The following is a 15666-nucleotide window of genomic DNA, read 5'->3' on the forward strand; positions in this document are numbered from 1 at the left end:
TTTTACCCCTCGCTTCTTTCTCGCGTCTGGCCCCGCGTTGCGGTTGTCCGTTGTGCCCGGAATGCCCTGTGCTGTCCCGTTTGGTTTCCTTTGGTTTCCGCTGCCCCGCCTGAATTTTTCGCTCAGCTTCTTATATGTACACTATTGACGAGTTGAAGGACCGATTGCTGTCCGAACTAAAGGAAATTGCTGAAAAACTGAATGTTGGCAATTTCAAAAAACTCAGCAAGCAGGATCTGATTTACAAGATTCTCGATCAGCAAGCCATTACTCCTCCGGATAAACTTCCTCAAAAAGTGAAATCAGCGGCGTCTGCAAGCTCTGCCGCGGAAGCACCCGCCCCGGCGGAGGCCCCGGCTGCGGAAGCGCCTGCCGCTAAAGCTGCACCTGCCCGCGCCGCCCGTGCCCCGCGTCCGGCCGCCCCGCGCCGGGAGCCTGCTGCCCGCGGCAAGGCTGCCGCCGCTCCCACGGAAGCTGCCCCCGATGCTCCCGTTACCGAGGTTGCCGTGGCCGCCCCGGAGCCCGCCCCTGTTGCTCCCGCTGCCCCGGAGGCTGCGCCTACCCCGGAAGTAGCTCCGGTAGCGGCGGCCGAAGTGGACGCGGGCCCCGACCGGCCCGTAAAGCTGTACCAGCGCCCCGAGCGGCGCACCCGCACCGACCGCGCTGGTCGGCCCATTGTGGCCCCGGCGGCCAGTGAGGCCCCGGCCAGCGCCGAAGCTGCTACGGCGGTAGCGGAGGCGCCTGCCGCAGAAATCCTGGAACCCGCCGCTGCCCCGCAGGATGCTCCGGCTGGTCGTGAAGCGCGCCCCGCTGAGGCGCCGGCTCCCGCCCGCGAGGGTCGGGCCGACCAGCCCCGCATTTTCCGCGAGGGCCGCGAATACCGTAACGATGCCCCGCGTGAGGGCCGTAACGACGCTCCTCGCGCCGATTTTCGCCCCGATGGAGCCGCCCGGCCCGAAAGCAACGGCCGCGCCGAGCAGCCCCGGGAACGGGAGCTGCGCAACGACGCGCCCCGCGCTGACTTCCGCCCTGATGGAGCCGCCCGCGACGGCCGTTCCCTGGATCAGCCCCGTAACCTGCGCGAGGGTGGCCGCCCCGATGCCCGCGAGCAGCGCGAACAGCGCCGCGAGGAGCGCTACGCCGCCCGGGAGCTGCAGCGCCAGCAGCGCCAGGAGCAACGCCAGGCCGCCGGCGTAGCCGAGCAGCCCCGCCCCGAGCAGCGCCCCGCCCGCCAGGAAATGGACATCGTAATTCCGGGCGAAGGCACGCTGGAAATGATGCCCGATGGCGGCTATGGTTTCCTGCGCAGCCCCTTTTACAACTACCTGGCCTCGCCCGACGATATCTATGTGTCGCCGCAGCAGGTCAAGCAGTTCGGCCTCAAAGCCGGCGACACGGTGAAGTGCTCCATCCGGCCGCCCCGCGACGGAGAGAAGTATTTTGCCCTGGTGGGCGTGGAAGGCATCAACGGGCGCTCCGTGGAGGAAGCCCGTGACCGGATACCGTTCAACAACCTCACCCCGCTGTTTGCTGAAGAGCGCCTGAAGCTGACCACCAAGTCGGCCCAGTACAGCACCCGGATTCTGGATTTGTTTGCGCCCATCGGCAAAGGCCAGCGCGGCCTGATTGTGGCCCAGCCCAAAACCGGTAAAACGGTGCTGCTCCAGGAAATTGCCAACGCCATTTCGGAAAATCACCCCGAGGTGTACCTGATGATTCTGCTCATCGATGAGCGCCCGGAGGAAGTAACGGACATGGCCCGCTCGGTGAAAGCCGAGGTGCTGAGCTCCACCTTCGATGAAACGGCTGACCGCCACGTAAAAATTGCCACCATTGCCATGGAAAAGGCCAAGCGCCTCGTGGAGTGCGGCCACGACGTGGTGATTCTGCTTGACTCGATTACCCGCCTGGCCCGCGCCTACAACACGGTGCAGCCGGCTTCGGGCAAAATCCTCTCGGGTGGTGTGGATGCCAACGCCTTGCACAAGCCCAAGCGTTTCTTCGGGGCCGCCCGCAACGTGGAAGATGGCGGCTCGCTGACCATCATTGCCACGGCCCTCATTGAAACCGGCTCGAAGATGGACGAGGTTATCTTCGAGGAATTCAAGGGCACTGGCAACATGGAGCTGCAGCTGGACCGCAAGCTGGCCAACAAGCGCATTTTCCCAGCCATTGACGTGCCCGCCTCCGGCACCCGCCGCGAAGACCTGCTCATGAGCAAGGATGAGCTGAACCGCATCTGGGTGCTGCGCAAGTTCATGTCGGACATGACGGCCTCCGAAGCCATGGAGTTCCTGAAAGACCGCATGAAAGGCACCCGCGACAACGAGGAGTTCCTGATGGCCATGAACGGGTAGTCCCCGTCTGGTACTTGGCCATACGCCAAGCAAAGGCCCGTTCTGCAGCTGCGGAACGGGCCTTTGCGCATAGTACGGGGGGTAGGGGAGAGTACGAAGTAGGCTAATGAAAAACCGGCGCCAATACAGCGAAGACAGCGCGGCCAGTATTACCCCAGGTGTAGCGCACAATGCTGGCCTCGGAGAGTTTAGAGGTGACACTGCTACCCAACCTAGGCCTTGCAGCGCGCACCAGTGCATGATTAGACCTGAGAAACAAAACCGGAATAGTTATACTGGTTAAGGTTACTGCCCTATTTATATACTACTCCTCTCCCTGTAAGCCCTGCTGAGGAGAAGGCAGGATGGTGTAAAATGCCGCCTTTCGTTTACCGGGTAGTTGTGCCGCTGCCCGGAACGCCGGTTCTTTGCAGCCTATGGAACAGCCGCTTGATCTTCCCGAACTACTTTACATTTTCGACCCTCTGTGTGCGTGGTGCTACGGTATGAGCCCGGTGGTGCAGCAGGTCCAGGAGGCCTTTGCCGGCCGCCTGGACGTGTCGGTGCTGTGCGGCGGCATGATAACCGGGGAACAGGTAGGCCCTATTGGTGAGGACTGGCATTTCCTGACCGGAGCCCTGGCCCAGGTAGAAAAGATTACGGGCGTGCAGTTTGGCGCAGCCTTTCGGGCCCGGGGGCAAGAGGGCCGCTACGTGCAGGATTCCGAGCCGCCCAGCCGGGCTATTCATACCTTCCGGCAGCTGCGCCAGGAGCACGCCGCCCGGTTTGCCCACGCCGTGCAGCAGGCGTATTTCCGGGATGGCGCCGATTTGAACGACCTGGCTACTTACGAGCCCCTGGCCGCTGCCTACGGCGTAGAGCCCACAGATTTCCGGCAGCAGCTTACGCGCCCCGAAACCATTCGGGGAACCCAGCTGGAGTTTGCCGCCGTGGGTAAAACCGGGGTGCAGGGCTTTCCAACCCTGATTCTGCGGGTAGGCAGCCAAGGTTACGTGCTGGCCCGCGGCTTCCAGCCGTTCAACGCCCTCCGCCGCGACTTGGAAGAAGCTTTGCGCCAGGCGGAGGGGTAGGGTTGCCGCATACCGGCTAGGGTATGCGCACAACCTGCTTGCGCAACGGCGACCAGGCAATGGTGTGGCGGTCTTCTTTCCCTACCAGATACTGAAAGCCTATTGCCTCGGGGCGGCGGCGCAAATCGTCCCAGGCGGCGCGGTCGGTACCGGCAGGGGCGTCGGCGGCGGCCGGAAAGGTAGCGGCGGCCGCTACGGCCGGGCGGCGGAAGTTTTGGTCGGCAAAGAACTCCCGGATGCGGCGGTGTACATAAGCTTCCCGCTCGGCCTGAGTGGCGGTGGGGCCCGGCATGTCGTACACCATGGCTGCTTCCAGATCAGGGGCCGACAGCACTTCCCGGAAAATAACCTGGCCCGCGGCCGTTGTAATCGTGAGCGTGGCCTCCGCGGTGAGCACCGAGGCTCCGCGCAGCACCAGCGAAAATGCATCCGGGGAGCCGGGCGAGGAAAACAGGTGCCGGCGGCGGGCTGTCAGCAGCGTATCGGTTTGGGCATCAACGGCTGCCGGACGCGCCGTATCCAGGGGCTCGGCGGCAGTAGCCGTGGCCGCATCGGGGGTGGCCGGGTCGGGAGCGTCTTTCCCAGACTCAGGGCTGGGAGAAGAGCAGGCCGTAGCCAGCAGCAGGAGAGGGGAGAGCAGCAGGGCGCGCATAGGAAAAGCAGCAAATAGGAGTGAGCTAATGTACGCAAGCGGACTGGTTACCAGATGCTGCCCGTAGCTACCACCGCTGCCAGAGCAGCATCAGCAGAAAGGCCGCGCTTAAACACAGCGAGGAAACCTGGTTCATGCGCATGGTATGGTCGAAATCGGCGGCTGACTCGTTCTGCCACACGGCCCGGGCCCAGCGCAAAAACAAAACCACTACCGGGCCGGTAGCAAGCAGAAAAATAACGGCATGGGCGGGCTCCCGGCGCCCCAGGTAAGCGGCCACCAGTACGGCCGCGCCCGTAGCCAGGGCCGCGCCCGCAAAAACAAACGTGCCCCGGATACCCAGGCGCAGGCTTAGGGTCCGGTCGCCGCGGCGGGCATCTTCGGCGTGCTGGTACACCTGGGTAAGGGGGTAGGAGCCGCACAGAAACAGGCTGCTCACTAGAGCCAGCAGCAGGTTATCGGGGGCCAGCACCCCGGCGGGGCCGGCGCCTACCCCCACCTGCGTCATCAGAAACGTGTAGGCCCCCTGAAATACCACTACCACCGCCGTGCTCAGCAGTGGATATTTTTTGAGGCGGATTCCCTCGTAGCTATACGCCTTCGAAACCAGCAGATACACGGCCACCATTCCCCCAAAGGCCAGGCTCAGCAGCCCGGCCCCCAGCACCGCCAGCGCGTCGAAAAGCCAGACCAGGTGCAGCAGCTCCCGCGATACTGTGGGTGGCTGGCGCAACCCGCCAATGCTGCCCTCATCCCGGTCGTAGTAGCTGTTGTAGCCGTTGGAGGCGGGGTAAGCCAGCAGGTGCAGCACCCCAAACACCGCCGCGGCCCGCCACCCCCCGAAGGGTTGGCGCAGGGCACTCAGGCCAAACCAAAACACGGGCATCAGGTACACCGAAAACGGAATGCGCAGCAACGGCAGCGCGCGGCGGTAAGCAGCAAGAGGCATAGCACAGGGAGGGGAACGGGCCGACAAGCCGCCGGGAGCAGCCTGAGGCGCAAGCTACGGCTTACCGCCCGGTTTCGTGGGGCACCCCCAGCAGATACGTAACCTCCGGCCCCCACCAGTGCCGCACTACCCCCGCCTGCCACCGAAACGTGCCCGCCGGATCGGCGCGGTGGGCCAGGGCCAGCAGCTGCCCGGGCGGATAGAGTCGCAGAATGGATACGCAGCCGTCCCAGATAGTAAACAGCGGAATCAGGGGCAGCACGTAGGTAAAGAACAGCCGGCTGAGGCGGAAAGGCCGAATGAAGGGTGTAATCAGCAGCTGGGCCACGGGTAGCACGGTGCAGGCCAGCAGTAGCTCGGCCCAGTGCTTGCCGGCCCCCTCAAACACCCCAATACCGGCCCGCTGCCGCACGGCATCGGCCAGAATGGCCTCGGCCGCAGCGGGCGGGAAGTGGTGAAACGCCGAGAAAATGGCGCGGAAGCCGGTGAGGGCAGCCGGTACGGCGGTGGCATCTACGGCGGCGGCCTCGTAGCCCAGGCCGGGCGTGTGGGCCTGCAGCAGCTGCCAGGCGGCGGGCTGGGGATAAAGGTCCGTAAGCGTTACGCGGGCCTCGGGCAGGCCGGTAGCCCGGAGGCGGCGCAGCACCCCGGCCGTGCCGCCCCCAGCGCCGGCGCCCAACTCCAGCATGTGGGCCTGCCGGGTTTCGCGCAGGGCGTCCCGCAGCAGCGGCACAATGGGCTGGTAGGTACCCAAAGCCGATATCATAAACCGCAGGTAATCCATCATGCCCGCCCGGATTACCGCCGGAAACCAGGACAAATCTTCAAACTCAAACAACTGGAGGCGCAGCTTCATGGGAGTACCCTACGCGAAGCAGCTGAAGATGGCTGTGCCCGGGCCAGGTGGTGCCCGCCGCGCGTTAGTCGCAGGCGGTAGTGCGGTTGGTGCTTTCGCGCTGGCCGGGGCTGTAAAGCCAGAGCACCGTGAGCATGGCGGCGGCCCAGTACGGTAGCGACATGCTCAGCAGGTCGTGCACCGAGTTGATGGGGAGCAGTAGTTCCAGCAGCTTGTTGGCCAGCAGGAAAAACAGGGTTACGCCAATCAAAGCCAAAGAGCGGCGCGACAACCCTACCTGCAGGTGACACATCAGACTGAAGAAAGGAATGACGAGCGGCACGATGCACAGCGAAACCAAGGCTGCAACCAGGCCCGTGAGCAGGGCAACCGGGTAGTCGTCCACCCGCTCGAGGGAAAAGTCGAGCAGCAGCCACAGGGTGCCGCCCAGGTTAGCAAAAGCCCAGAGAATAAAGGCGCGGGCAATAGTGGAGTAGGCCGAAGTATTCAGTGTTGCCATAATGGTAAGAAGTAAAGGAAACGTAATGAGGCAAAGCGGAGTGGGAGGTAGCAATGGGGGTAGTCAGAAGGTCAATACGCCCTGAAAACATAGCTGGATTGATGTAGAGGCAATTTTTTGTTGGGAATGTCCTGTCTCGAATTGGGCCGTTTGTGGGCGTGAGCCGGGCTGACACGCTTTCGTTTCCTGAAAGCTGGCGTGCCGGTGCCCCCCGCCCCGGCGTGCCCACCCACTTAGCTCCTTGGCCGCCCTGCCTCGCCCGCGTGGTAATTCGCTGGGAGGCTGAAGCTTGAGTCTTAGAATAACCCAGGGCATTCGGGGCGCGCCCTGGGCTGGGCGGGCAGCAACCAACGTCAGCCTTACTCAAGGGCGACGAACCATCTTGGGAAAGAAGCCGCAAAAAAATGTTGGCTACACTGCTAGGAAAGTCGGGTAAACCTCACTTGCTTTGCAGTGCAAAGTTCTTTAAGCCATGTCGAAGCCCGGACCTGACCCGCTTGCTCAACTCACCGAGATTCGCGCCATCATGGAGCGGTCCTCCCGCTTTATTTCGCTCAGTGGCCTTTCGGGGGTAGGGGCGGGGGTAGTGGCATTGCTCGGCACGTGGGCGGGGCATGGGTATCTGCAGTGCATTTATCCGGCCGGGGGGTACCTGCAGCTGGTAGATAGCAGCCCGGCTGAGCGGGAGCAGCTATTACCACAACTGCTGCTGCTGGCATTCGGCATCATTGGGGCGGCCCTGGCGGTAGCTACTTTCTTCACGGTGCGCCGGGCCCGGCGGGCGGGCCAGCCCTTGTGGAGCGCCCTGGGTCGGCGGCTGGCCCTGAGCCTGATGATTCCGTTGGTGGCCGGCGGCTTGTTTTGTCTGGCGCTGTACTGGCAAGGGGCCGTGGCGCTGGTAGTGCCCGGCATGCTGCTGTTTTACGGGCTGGCCCTGCTCAATGCCAGCAAGTACACCCTCGACGAAATTAGATGGCTGGGCCTCACCGATATCGGGTTGGGGTTGGTGGCCGTGTTGTTCCCCGGCTTCGGGTTGGCGTTCTTTGCGCTCGGTTTCGGCCTGGGGCACATCATTTACGGTCTGCTGATGTATAACCGCTACGAACGGTAAGCGTGTGATGAAGAGCTGAGGGAAGAAGCAAGGAGTGCCCGGTGGCCTACGCGGCTTGGGCGCATCCAACGTTCTTGTAGCCTCACTACTGCATCACTCCATCACCTCTTTAGTTCTCTCCTTGAAACACGTCATCCACACGCTCAATAAAGCCTTCGACAACCGGGTCCGGTTGGGCGTAATGGCCGTGCTGATGGCCAACGACTCGGTGAGCTTTAATGAGCTGAAGGAAGCCCTGGACCTAACCGACGGCAACCTGGCCAGCCACGTTGCGGCCCTCGAAAAAGCGGGCTATGTGCTGGTAACCAAGCAGTTTGTGGGCAAAAAGCCGAACACCACGTACGCGGCCTCCACCGAGGGCAAATCAGCCTTCCAGGACCATTTGGCCGCCCTGGAAAAACTGCTGCGCGGCGAAGCGTAATTTTTTTGTGCCTGTACTTTGAAACACAAAGTTCTTTATAAAACCAACTTCATGAACGCTATTACTTCTTCCCGGCTCGCACCTGCTCCCGCGGCGGCCCTGTCCCGCCCGGCGCCCATTCCGCTGTCGGTGCGGCAGAAGCTGCTGATTCCGCTGGGCGCGGTCCTGTTCGACGTGTTGTTCTGGAATCAGGAGGTAGGACTTAACCTAGCCTTATACACCCTGCTGGTGGTTGGGGCTACGCTGGCCGGCTTGCCGCGGTACGCCGCCGCACGCCGCTCCGGCTACTTCTGGCTGATGGTGGGGGGCACGGTGCTGAGCGCGGGCTGTGTGCTGCTGCTGGGCTCGGGGGTAGCCAAGCTGGCCTGCGTAGCCTCCCTGGTGATGATGCTGGGCTACGTCAATCAGCCCCATCTGCGGCTGGTGGTCTTTGCCTTGCTTACGGCCCTGAGCAGCGCCGTGCGGGTAGGGCCCGGGCTGTTGCCTTACCTGCGGCTGCCGCAGAACAAGGCGGGCTCCTGGCGCCGCACGCGCTTTTACGGCCGGGTGCTGTTGGTGCCGGTGGCTATACTGGTGCTGTTCCACGTCTTGTTCAGCCTGGCTAACCCACGCTATAGCCAACTGGCGTCGGTCCTATTCCAGCGGCTGGGCGAGTGGCTGGCGGCGCTGCTACCGGCCATATCGGTGCCGCACCTGCTGTTTTTTCTGCTGGGCCTCTTGCTTACGGCCGCGGCGCTGGTAGTCGTGCCGTTTCACTTCTTCCAAGATCAGGAGTCGCGCCTGGGGGAATTTGTGCGCCGGCAGCGCGACCGGGTGGCTTCCCTGAGTGTGCGCAACCCCAATTTCCGGGCCCGCCGCTTTCGCTCCCTTGATCTGCGCAAGGAGTACCTGGCCGCCCTGGCCGTGTTCGGGCTGGTGAACGTGCTGCTGCTGGTAGTGAACATCATCGATATCAACTGGATCTGGCTGGGCTTCACACCTACCCCTGGCTTCGACCTGACCCAATTTGTGCACGAGGGCACCTACGTGCTGATTCTGAGCATTCTGGTGGCTATGGGCATTGTGCTGTGGTTTTTCCGCCGCAACCTCAACTTCTACGGCCCCGGCCTGCGGGCCTTGCGTTGGGGCGCCACGGTGTGGGTGGTGCAGAATGCGGTGCTGGTAGTGTCGGTGGGCCTGCGCAACTACTACTACATCACCTACACGGGCCTGGCCTACAAGCGCATTGGGGTATATGGGTTTCTGCTCCTGACCTTGTTCGGGCTGGGCACGGTGCTCTTAAAAATCTGGCAGCGCCGCTCGGCTTACTCGCTGGTGCGCCTCAACGGGCTGGCCGCGTACGGCGTGCTGCTGCTGCTGGCCCTGGGCAACTGGGAAATCTGGATGGTGCGCTACAACCTGAGTCCGCGCTTCCGGGAGGTGGATCTGGGCTTTCTGCTGGAAATGCCCGAGCGGGCACTGCCCGAGCTGGTTGCCCGCCAGAGCGTGCTACAGGGCATGACGCGCATCGTTGTCAGTTCGCCCGGCAGCTACACCGAGCTGCGGGCTACCCCCTCTGAGGCCCAGGAAGCCATCCGGGGCCGCGTGGCGGCCTGGCGCCGCAACTACCCCGAGTACCACAGCTGGCAAAGCTGGACCTACGCCGAGGCTACCGCTTACGAGCAGCTGCGGTAAGTTCTGGCGGCTTCCCTGGCAGCCATGTGTTTATCCGACCCGCCTGTATTGCTACCCCCATCTATTCCAGAAACCTATTGGCTATCCTTTCTCAATTATGGCTGCCAGGCTGACCGCTGGTTCAGGGCAAACCGCCTGATTACGCAAGTTCTGTTTTCCCTTTACTTCCTACCCCTTCTTATCTCATGAACCTTGCCCAACTTGGCCTTACGCTGGCAGGTAGCCTGCTCTGCGCCGGCTGCATCGGCGCCCTGGCCGTTCTGCTAACCTGGCGCGAACGGGCCGCCTCGGCCCCGGAGCGGTGGCAGCGGCTGGTAACGGTGGTGCTGCCCGGCTCGGTGGTGCTGCTGGGCCTCATGCTCTGGACGCTGCTCCACGTAATGCTGCTGTGGGCACCCGGTGCGGGCGGCTCGGTGGCGGCTCGCTAGTGTGTAGCCCGGCGGCTCCCAGCCACTGTTTTGCTTCTTCTGTACCAGAAACGGGTTTGGGCTTCACCAGGGGGTAGGGGTTGATTACCCGATGCCCCGGACCCACTTCTCTCAAGATTTCTTACCCAGCGCAACTGCTTTATTTTATCCGCTACACTGTGCTGCGGGCCGTACCGTGGGCTTTGTGGTGGGTAATGGGGGTAGGGTTCTTCTGTGTCCTCAACCTGGTTTTGGCAGATGAGGTATGGCCGAATACCCCTAAGGCGGAGCCTGTATTCACGGGCGGACTGTGCACCGCCCTGGCTACGCTGCCTTGGTTTGCCGCCGTTACCGCCCGGCGCATAAGCCAGAAAGTGGGGAGCTGGTGGTGGTGCGGCATGTGGTGGCTGGTGGCCCTGGGATGTTACCTTGTAGCCGCAGTATCTACTTTTATATTCTGTATAGTCGTGGTAAGTATGTGCTGGAATATGGTGGCGTTGATCTTTCGCTAACACAGAACGCTAAGCTGATGGATAGTTTGCTGCCAGAAGCCAGGTAGCAGGGGTGACGCGGGTGAAGGATGCCTTTTCATCTTCAGGCCGCCCGTAACTGGTATATTTGCGGCTCCCAAACCGGTCCCGCCGGCTTTGCCCGCCTCACTGCGCTCTGCATGTCCGCTCCTGATTCGTCAACTAAGAAGCCTTCCGCTCGTCCCGCCCGGAACTGGCCTAACATTCTCTCGCGCACGCTGTGGGGGATTTTTGTGCTCGGGGCCGGCATTTTTCTGCTTTACCCCATTCTGGTGAGCATGAACTTCATGTTCCTGTTCGGGAAGTCGCCGAGCCTGGAGGAGCTGGAAAACCCGCGGGTAGAGCAGCCCTCCCAGGTGTTCACCGCCGATGGGGTGCTGATTGGGCGCTACTTCCGCGAAAACCGCTCCCCGGTGCCGCTGAGCAAAATGTCGCCCTGGCTGATTAAAGCCTTGGTTGCCACCGAGGACGTGCGCTACCAGGACCACTCCGGCATCGACCCCAAGGCCATTGCCCGCGCCGTGGCGGGGGTAGCTACCGGCGGCAACGGCGGCGGGGGCTCCACCATCACCCAGCAGCTGGCCAAAAACCTCTACAAAACCCGCCGCAAGGAGAATATCGGGCTGCTGGGTCACCTGCCGCTGGTAGGAACCATCATCAGCAAAACCAAAGAGTGGCTGACGGCCGTGGAGCTGGAGCGCCGCTACACCAAGGATGAAATTCTGGCCCTGTACTTTAATACCGTAGAGTACGGCTCGCAGGCCTACGGCATCAAGGTAGCGGCCAAAACCTTCTATAGCACCTCCCCCGACAGCCTGACCATTGAGCAGGCCGCCATGCTGGTAGGCATGCTCAATAACCCCACGGCCTACAACCCCAAGTTTCACCCCGTGGCGGCCCGCAAGCGCCGCGACCTGGTACTGACCCGTATGGGCCAGGCCGGGGTGCTGACGGAAACCCAGGTAAAAGCCGAGCAGGCTACCCCCATTGTGCTTCAATACCAGGTTGAAAAGCACGTCGATGGGCCCGAAACGTACTTCCGCGGAGCGGTGAGCCAGTTCGTGAACGAGTGGTGTAAGAAGAGCGGGTACGACATGTACCGCGACGGACTGCGCATCTATACCACCATCGACTCGCGCATGCAGAGCCACGCCGAAGAAGCCGTGCAGAAGAAGATGAAAACTCTGCAGCGCACCTTCGACAACTTCTGGCGCAACCGTGGTAAAAACCCGTGGGTAGATGAGGAAGGCAATGAAATTCCCGACTTCATTGAAACCCAGATGAAGCGCACCGAGCAGTACAAGGAGCTGGCCGAGCAGTACAAGGGCCGGCCCGATCTGCTCGACTCCGCCCTGCACCGCAAGCGCCCCATGAAGGTGTTTACCTGGAAGGGCGACGGGGACACCACTCTGGTGATGTCGCCGCTCGATTCGCTGGCCTACTACAAGCGCTTCCTGCGGGCGGGCATGATGACCATGGACCCTTTCACGGGCCAGATTAAGGCCTGGGTGGGTGGCCTCAACTACCGCTTCTTCCAGTACGACCACGTCAAGCAGGGCAAGCGCCAAGCCGGCTCTACCTTCAAGCCTTTCGTGTACCTCACGGCCCTCGATAACGGCTACTCGCCCTGCGACCGAATCCGGGATGAGCGCGTAACCATTAACTACGTGGAAAACGGGCAGCCCATGGAGTGGAAGCCCGACAACGTGACCCGCGAGTACACTGGCATGAACATGACGCTGCGCTACGCCATGGCCCGCTCGGTAAACTCCGTAACGGCTCAGCTAACCGAGAAAGTAGGTTGGGATAATGTAGCCAAATACGCCAATAAAGTAGGCATCCGTAGCAAGCTGCTGCCGGTACCCAGCATCGGTCTGGGTTCGGGCGGTGACGTTAGCGTGTACGAGATGGTGAATGCCTACAGCACCTTCGTGAACCAGGGCTTCCGACCCGAACCCATGATTGTAACCCGCATTGAGGACCAGAACGGCAACGTGCTGGCTCAGTTCGACCCCCAGCAAAAGCGCGTGATACCGGCCGAAACGGCTTGGCTAATGACCTACATGCTGCGCGGCGGCATGGAGGAGCCCGGTGGGACTTCCCAGGCCCTGTGGGACTACGAGCTCTGGAAGAAAAACAACCAGATCGGGGGCAAAACCGGCACTACCTCCAACTACTCCGACGGCTGGTACATGGGCGTCACCAAGGACCTGGTAACCGGCGTATGGGTAGGGGGTGAGGACCGCAGCATCCACTTCCTGAACTCCCAGCAGGGCGAAGGCGGCCGCACGGCCCTGCCCATTTTCGGCACCTACATGGAGAAGCTGTATCAGGACCCCGAGCTGGACATCCGCATGGGCCCCTTCCCGCAGCCCACCGTCAAAATCACGAAGAAGTACGTCTGTGTAACCGCTGAGCCGCGCCGCCGCCGTGAGGCCGAAACCGTGGATACCATTGTGGTAGATAACCTGCTGGAAAACCTCAATAACGGCAGTGTGCCCCTGCCCGATAGTCTGGGCGGAGGATAAAAAACGGGCTACCTGCAACCAACAAGGCTCCCTTGGTGCATTGCAAGGAAGGAGCCTTATTTGTTTTAGCCGCGGCGAAACCGATGCAGCCCCCATAGTCCGAGCAGGCACCCGGCGGCTACTACCCCGGAAAGCAGCTGAAACTTGCGGCGCCACGGCTGCGTCGTGTGCATAGCATGGGTTGTTTCCAGGGAGTTGCTCCAGGCAATAAATGCGTCTGCAATTCAGGTACCCCAGAAGCACCAGCCAGCTTCCGAGCACCAAGCGCAGCAGCCCGCGCATGGGGCAGCCTACTGTTCTCCGTAAAACGACTCCAGGGCTTCCCGCAGGGTCGGAAACTCGAACCGGAAGCCCTGCTGCAGCGTCTTCTCGGCACTTACCCGCTGAGAGGCCAGCACAATTTCGCTCATCTCGCCCATCACCAGCTTCAGCCCGAACTCGGGTACTTTCGGTAGCACCAGGGGGCGATGCAGCACGGCCGCCAGGGTTTCGGTAAACTCTTTGTTCGTGACGGGGGTAGGGGCCACGGCATTGAAGGTGCCCTGCCACTGGGGCTCTTCCATGGCTTGAATAAAGAGCCGGCACAGGTCATCGAGGTGAATCCAGGACATGTACTGCCGGCCCGAGCCCAGGGGGGCGCCGGCCATCAGCTTCACGGTGCGGGCCAAGGGCACCAGAGCACCACCCTCGGGGCTCAGCACAATGCCAATCCGGAAAATAGCCGTCCGAATCCCGTCTTCGGCCACGCTCTGAGCAGCAGCTTCCCACTGCCGGCATACCTCGGCCAGAAAATCATCCGGGGCCGGCGGGGTTTCCTCCGTTACTATCCGGTCGTCCTGGTCACCGTAAATACCGATGGCTGAAGCCGAAATGAAGGCTTGCACGTGGTGGTTGCCCGTGGCCAGCTCCCGCGCCATCAGCTGGGTACCCGCCAGGCGGCTCGACAAGATTTCGCGTTTGCGCTCCTGGGTCCACTTCCCATCCGACACACTGCTGCCCGCCAGATTGATAATATAGTCGGCGTAGGGCACGGCGGCTTCATCAATGGTACCGGCCAGCGGGTCCCAGCGGAAGCTGCGGTAGCGCCCGTTGCCGGGTGTGCGACTCAGCAGGGCCACTTCGTAGCCGGCATCAATAAGCATTTCGGCGAGGCGGGTGCCAATCATACCGGTGCCCCCGGTAATCAAAACTTTGCGCGACATGGGTGGGAACGGGTAGCTCAGCGCCCCCGTGGGGTAGCGCCTGGGGTAATAGGTGCGAAAACGACGGGAAAGCTAACAGCTTTTTATTTGCCAAGCAGCCGCAGAAATTCCTGCCGCAAGGCGTTGTCGCGCCCGAAAGCGCCCCCGTATTCGGCCGTAAGGGTGCTGCTGCTCGTGTCGTTCACGCCACGGCTCATTACGCAGAGGTGGTCGGCCTCAATCAACACGGCCACATCGTTGGTGCGCAGGGTGTTTTTGAGCTCTTCGGCAATCTGGCGTGTCAGGCGCTCCTGCACCTGGGGGCGGCGGGCAAAGTACTGTACTACCCGGTTCAGCTTGCTCAGGCCCACTACATGCTCGCCGGGCAGGTAGGCCACGTGGGCCTTCCCGATAATGGGCACAAAGTGGTGCTCACAGCACGAAAACAGCGTGATGTCGCGCTCCACCAGCATGTTCTGGTACTGGTAGCGGTTCTCGAACAGCTTCACGTCGGGGCGGTGCTTGGGGTCGAGGCCCTTGAACCACTCCTGCACGTACATTTTCGCTACCCGCTTCGGGGTGCCGCTCAGGCTGTCATCGGTCAGGTCAAGCCCAAGAATCTGCATGATTTCCCGGAAGTGGCCCGAAATAGCTGTAATCTTCTCGTCGTCGCTGAGCTGGAAAGCATCAGAGCGAAGGGGGGTGCGCAGGTCGGCCGGTAGTTGGGCATCAACGGCGGGACGGTTCGCGGCGCCGTCCGCGGCAGCAGCCGCAGCAGCGGTGTTATCCATGGTATTCTACAAAATTGCGTTCGGTCTCGTACAGCGTGACCGACATGGTCAGGTGCTCTTCCACGTGGGGGCGCAGCCGGTTCCAAATCACTACGGCAATATTTTCGGCCGTAGGATTCAGGTGGCGAAATTCCTCCGTGTCCAGATTCAGATTCCGGTGATCAAAGGTATCCAGAATCTCGCGTTTGATCAGGTCGCTCAGCCGCTTCATATCATATACATAACCGGTGGCCGGGTCAATCTCGCCGGTCAGGCGCACAATCAACTCGTAGTTATGTCCGTGATAGTGAAGATTATTGCACTTGCCAAACGTGTCCTGGTTCTGCTCAGCGCTCCAGGACGGATTGTGCAGGCGGTGAGCGGCGTTAAAATGTTCCTTGCGGCAGACGGTAATAGGCATAGTCGAGACTAAACGCGGCCACGCGGCTTTTGTTTACACCATATCCGAGAATATCAGGCAGTTGCCCTCGGGCAGACGGATAAGCTCAACAGGAAGAAATGCCAGTTATTGGTATATAAGCAACTATGAATATTAATTTTCCAACAAAAGACAGCTTTCTTCAAAAAAAACAATCTGCTCCCTGGTAAGATGCTGGGACACTAGTTAAATTTGATGAGTTGGAACTGAGTTGACCAACCT

General features: G+C 61.6%; 14 protein-coding genes. 7 read left to right on the top strand and 7 right to left on the bottom strand.

Annotation, left to right across the window (positions count from 1 at the left end):
- Positions 1-134 precede the first annotated feature (134 nt).
- Both rho and GGU46_RS04270 read left to right on the top strand, forming a co-directional pair.
- Positions 135-2357: a transcription termination factor Rho gene (gene rho, locus GGU46_RS04265; RefSeq protein ID WP_183402291.1), complete on the top strand. Its 2223-nt coding sequence runs from the start codon at positions 135-137 to the stop codon at positions 2355-2357.
- A 416-nt stretch (positions 2358-2773) separates the two neighbouring features.
- Positions 2774-3427 carry a DsbA family protein gene (locus tag GGU46_RS04270; protein ID WP_183402292.1) on the top strand — a complete coding sequence of 218 codons (654 nt, stop codon included), beginning with the start codon at positions 2774-2776 and terminating at the stop codon, positions 3425-3427.
- A 16-nt stretch (positions 3428-3443) separates the two neighbouring features.
- Here GGU46_RS04270 and GGU46_RS04275 read toward each other — a convergent pair whose 3' ends face one another.
- The 4 genes from GGU46_RS04275 to GGU46_RS04290 form a co-directional block, all read right to left on the bottom strand.
- Positions 3444-4079, bottom strand: coding sequence for a hypothetical protein (locus GGU46_RS04275; protein ID WP_183402293.1), 636 nt, complete (start codon positions 4077-4079; stop codon positions 3444-3446).
- A 67-nt stretch (positions 4080-4146) separates the two neighbouring features.
- Positions 4147-5028, bottom strand: a complete 882-nt coding sequence (locus tag GGU46_RS04280; RefSeq protein WP_183402294.1) for a UbiA family prenyltransferase — start codon at positions 5026-5028, stop codon at positions 4147-4149.
- A 61-nt stretch (positions 5029-5089) separates the two neighbouring features.
- Positions 5090-5884 (bottom strand): class I SAM-dependent methyltransferase, encoded by a 795-nt coding sequence (locus GGU46_RS04285; RefSeq protein WP_183402295.1) that lies wholly within the window; start codon positions 5882-5884, stop codon positions 5090-5092.
- Positions 5885-5948: 64 nt separating this feature from the next.
- On the bottom strand, positions 5949-6383 hold the full coding sequence (locus GGU46_RS04290) for a hypothetical protein (protein ID WP_183402296.1): 435 nt from the start codon (positions 6381-6383) through the stop codon (positions 5949-5951).
- A gap of 472 nt (positions 6384-6855) precedes the next feature.
- Between GGU46_RS04290 and GGU46_RS04295 the strand changes: the two genes are divergently transcribed.
- From GGU46_RS04295 to GGU46_RS04315, 5 genes are all read left to right on the top strand, one after another.
- Positions 6856-7494: a hypothetical protein gene (locus tag GGU46_RS04295; protein WP_183402297.1), complete on the top strand. Its 639-nt coding sequence runs from the start codon at positions 6856-6858 to the stop codon at positions 7492-7494.
- A 121-nt stretch (positions 7495-7615) separates the two neighbouring features.
- Positions 7616-7915: a winged helix-turn-helix domain-containing protein gene (locus GGU46_RS04300; RefSeq protein WP_183402298.1), complete on the top strand. Its 300-nt coding sequence runs from the start codon at positions 7616-7618 to the stop codon at positions 7913-7915.
- Positions 7916-7966: 51 nt separating this feature from the next.
- Positions 7967-9589, top strand: coding sequence for a DUF4153 domain-containing protein (locus tag GGU46_RS04305; RefSeq protein ID WP_183402299.1), 1623 nt, complete (start codon positions 7967-7969; stop codon positions 9587-9589).
- 185 nt (positions 9590-9774) lie between these two features.
- Complete coding sequence (locus tag GGU46_RS04310) at positions 9775-10017, top strand: hypothetical protein (protein WP_183402300.1); 243 nt, start codon at positions 9775-9777, stop codon at positions 10015-10017.
- Between the two features lie 649 nt (positions 10018-10666).
- Positions 10667-13054 (top strand): transglycosylase domain-containing protein, encoded by a 2388-nt coding sequence (locus tag GGU46_RS04315; RefSeq protein ID WP_215906252.1) that lies wholly within the window; start codon positions 10667-10669, stop codon positions 13052-13054.
- A 290-nt stretch (positions 13055-13344) separates the two neighbouring features.
- Here the strand turns inward: GGU46_RS04315 and GGU46_RS04320 are convergent, their stop codons facing one another.
- The 3 genes from GGU46_RS04320 to GGU46_RS04330 all read right to left on the bottom strand — a co-directional run bounded on the left by GGU46_RS04320 (position 13345) and on the right by GGU46_RS04330 (position 15426).
- The gene (locus tag GGU46_RS04320; protein ID WP_183402301.1) at positions 13345-14256 is read right to left on the bottom strand and encodes a TIGR01777 family oxidoreductase; all 912 of its coding nucleotides are present in this window, start codon (positions 14254-14256) and stop codon (positions 13345-13347) included.
- 83 nt (positions 14257-14339) lie between these two features.
- Positions 14340-15026, bottom strand: a complete 687-nt coding sequence (gene folE, locus GGU46_RS04325; protein ID WP_183402302.1) for a GTP cyclohydrolase I FolE — start codon at positions 15024-15026, stop codon at positions 14340-14342.
- Positions 15019-15426 (bottom strand): 6-pyruvoyl trahydropterin synthase family protein, encoded by a 408-nt coding sequence (locus GGU46_RS04330; RefSeq protein WP_183402303.1) that lies wholly within the window; start codon positions 15424-15426, stop codon positions 15019-15021. The genes folE and GGU46_RS04330 overlap by 8 nt, the downstream gene beginning before the upstream one ends.
- Positions 15427-15666 lie beyond the last annotated feature (240 nt).

It is taken from the genome of Hymenobacter latericoloratus, assembly GCF_014199535.1.
Classification (GTDB): Bacteria; Bacteroidota; Bacteroidia; order Cytophagales; family Hymenobacteraceae; genus Hymenobacter; species Hymenobacter latericoloratus.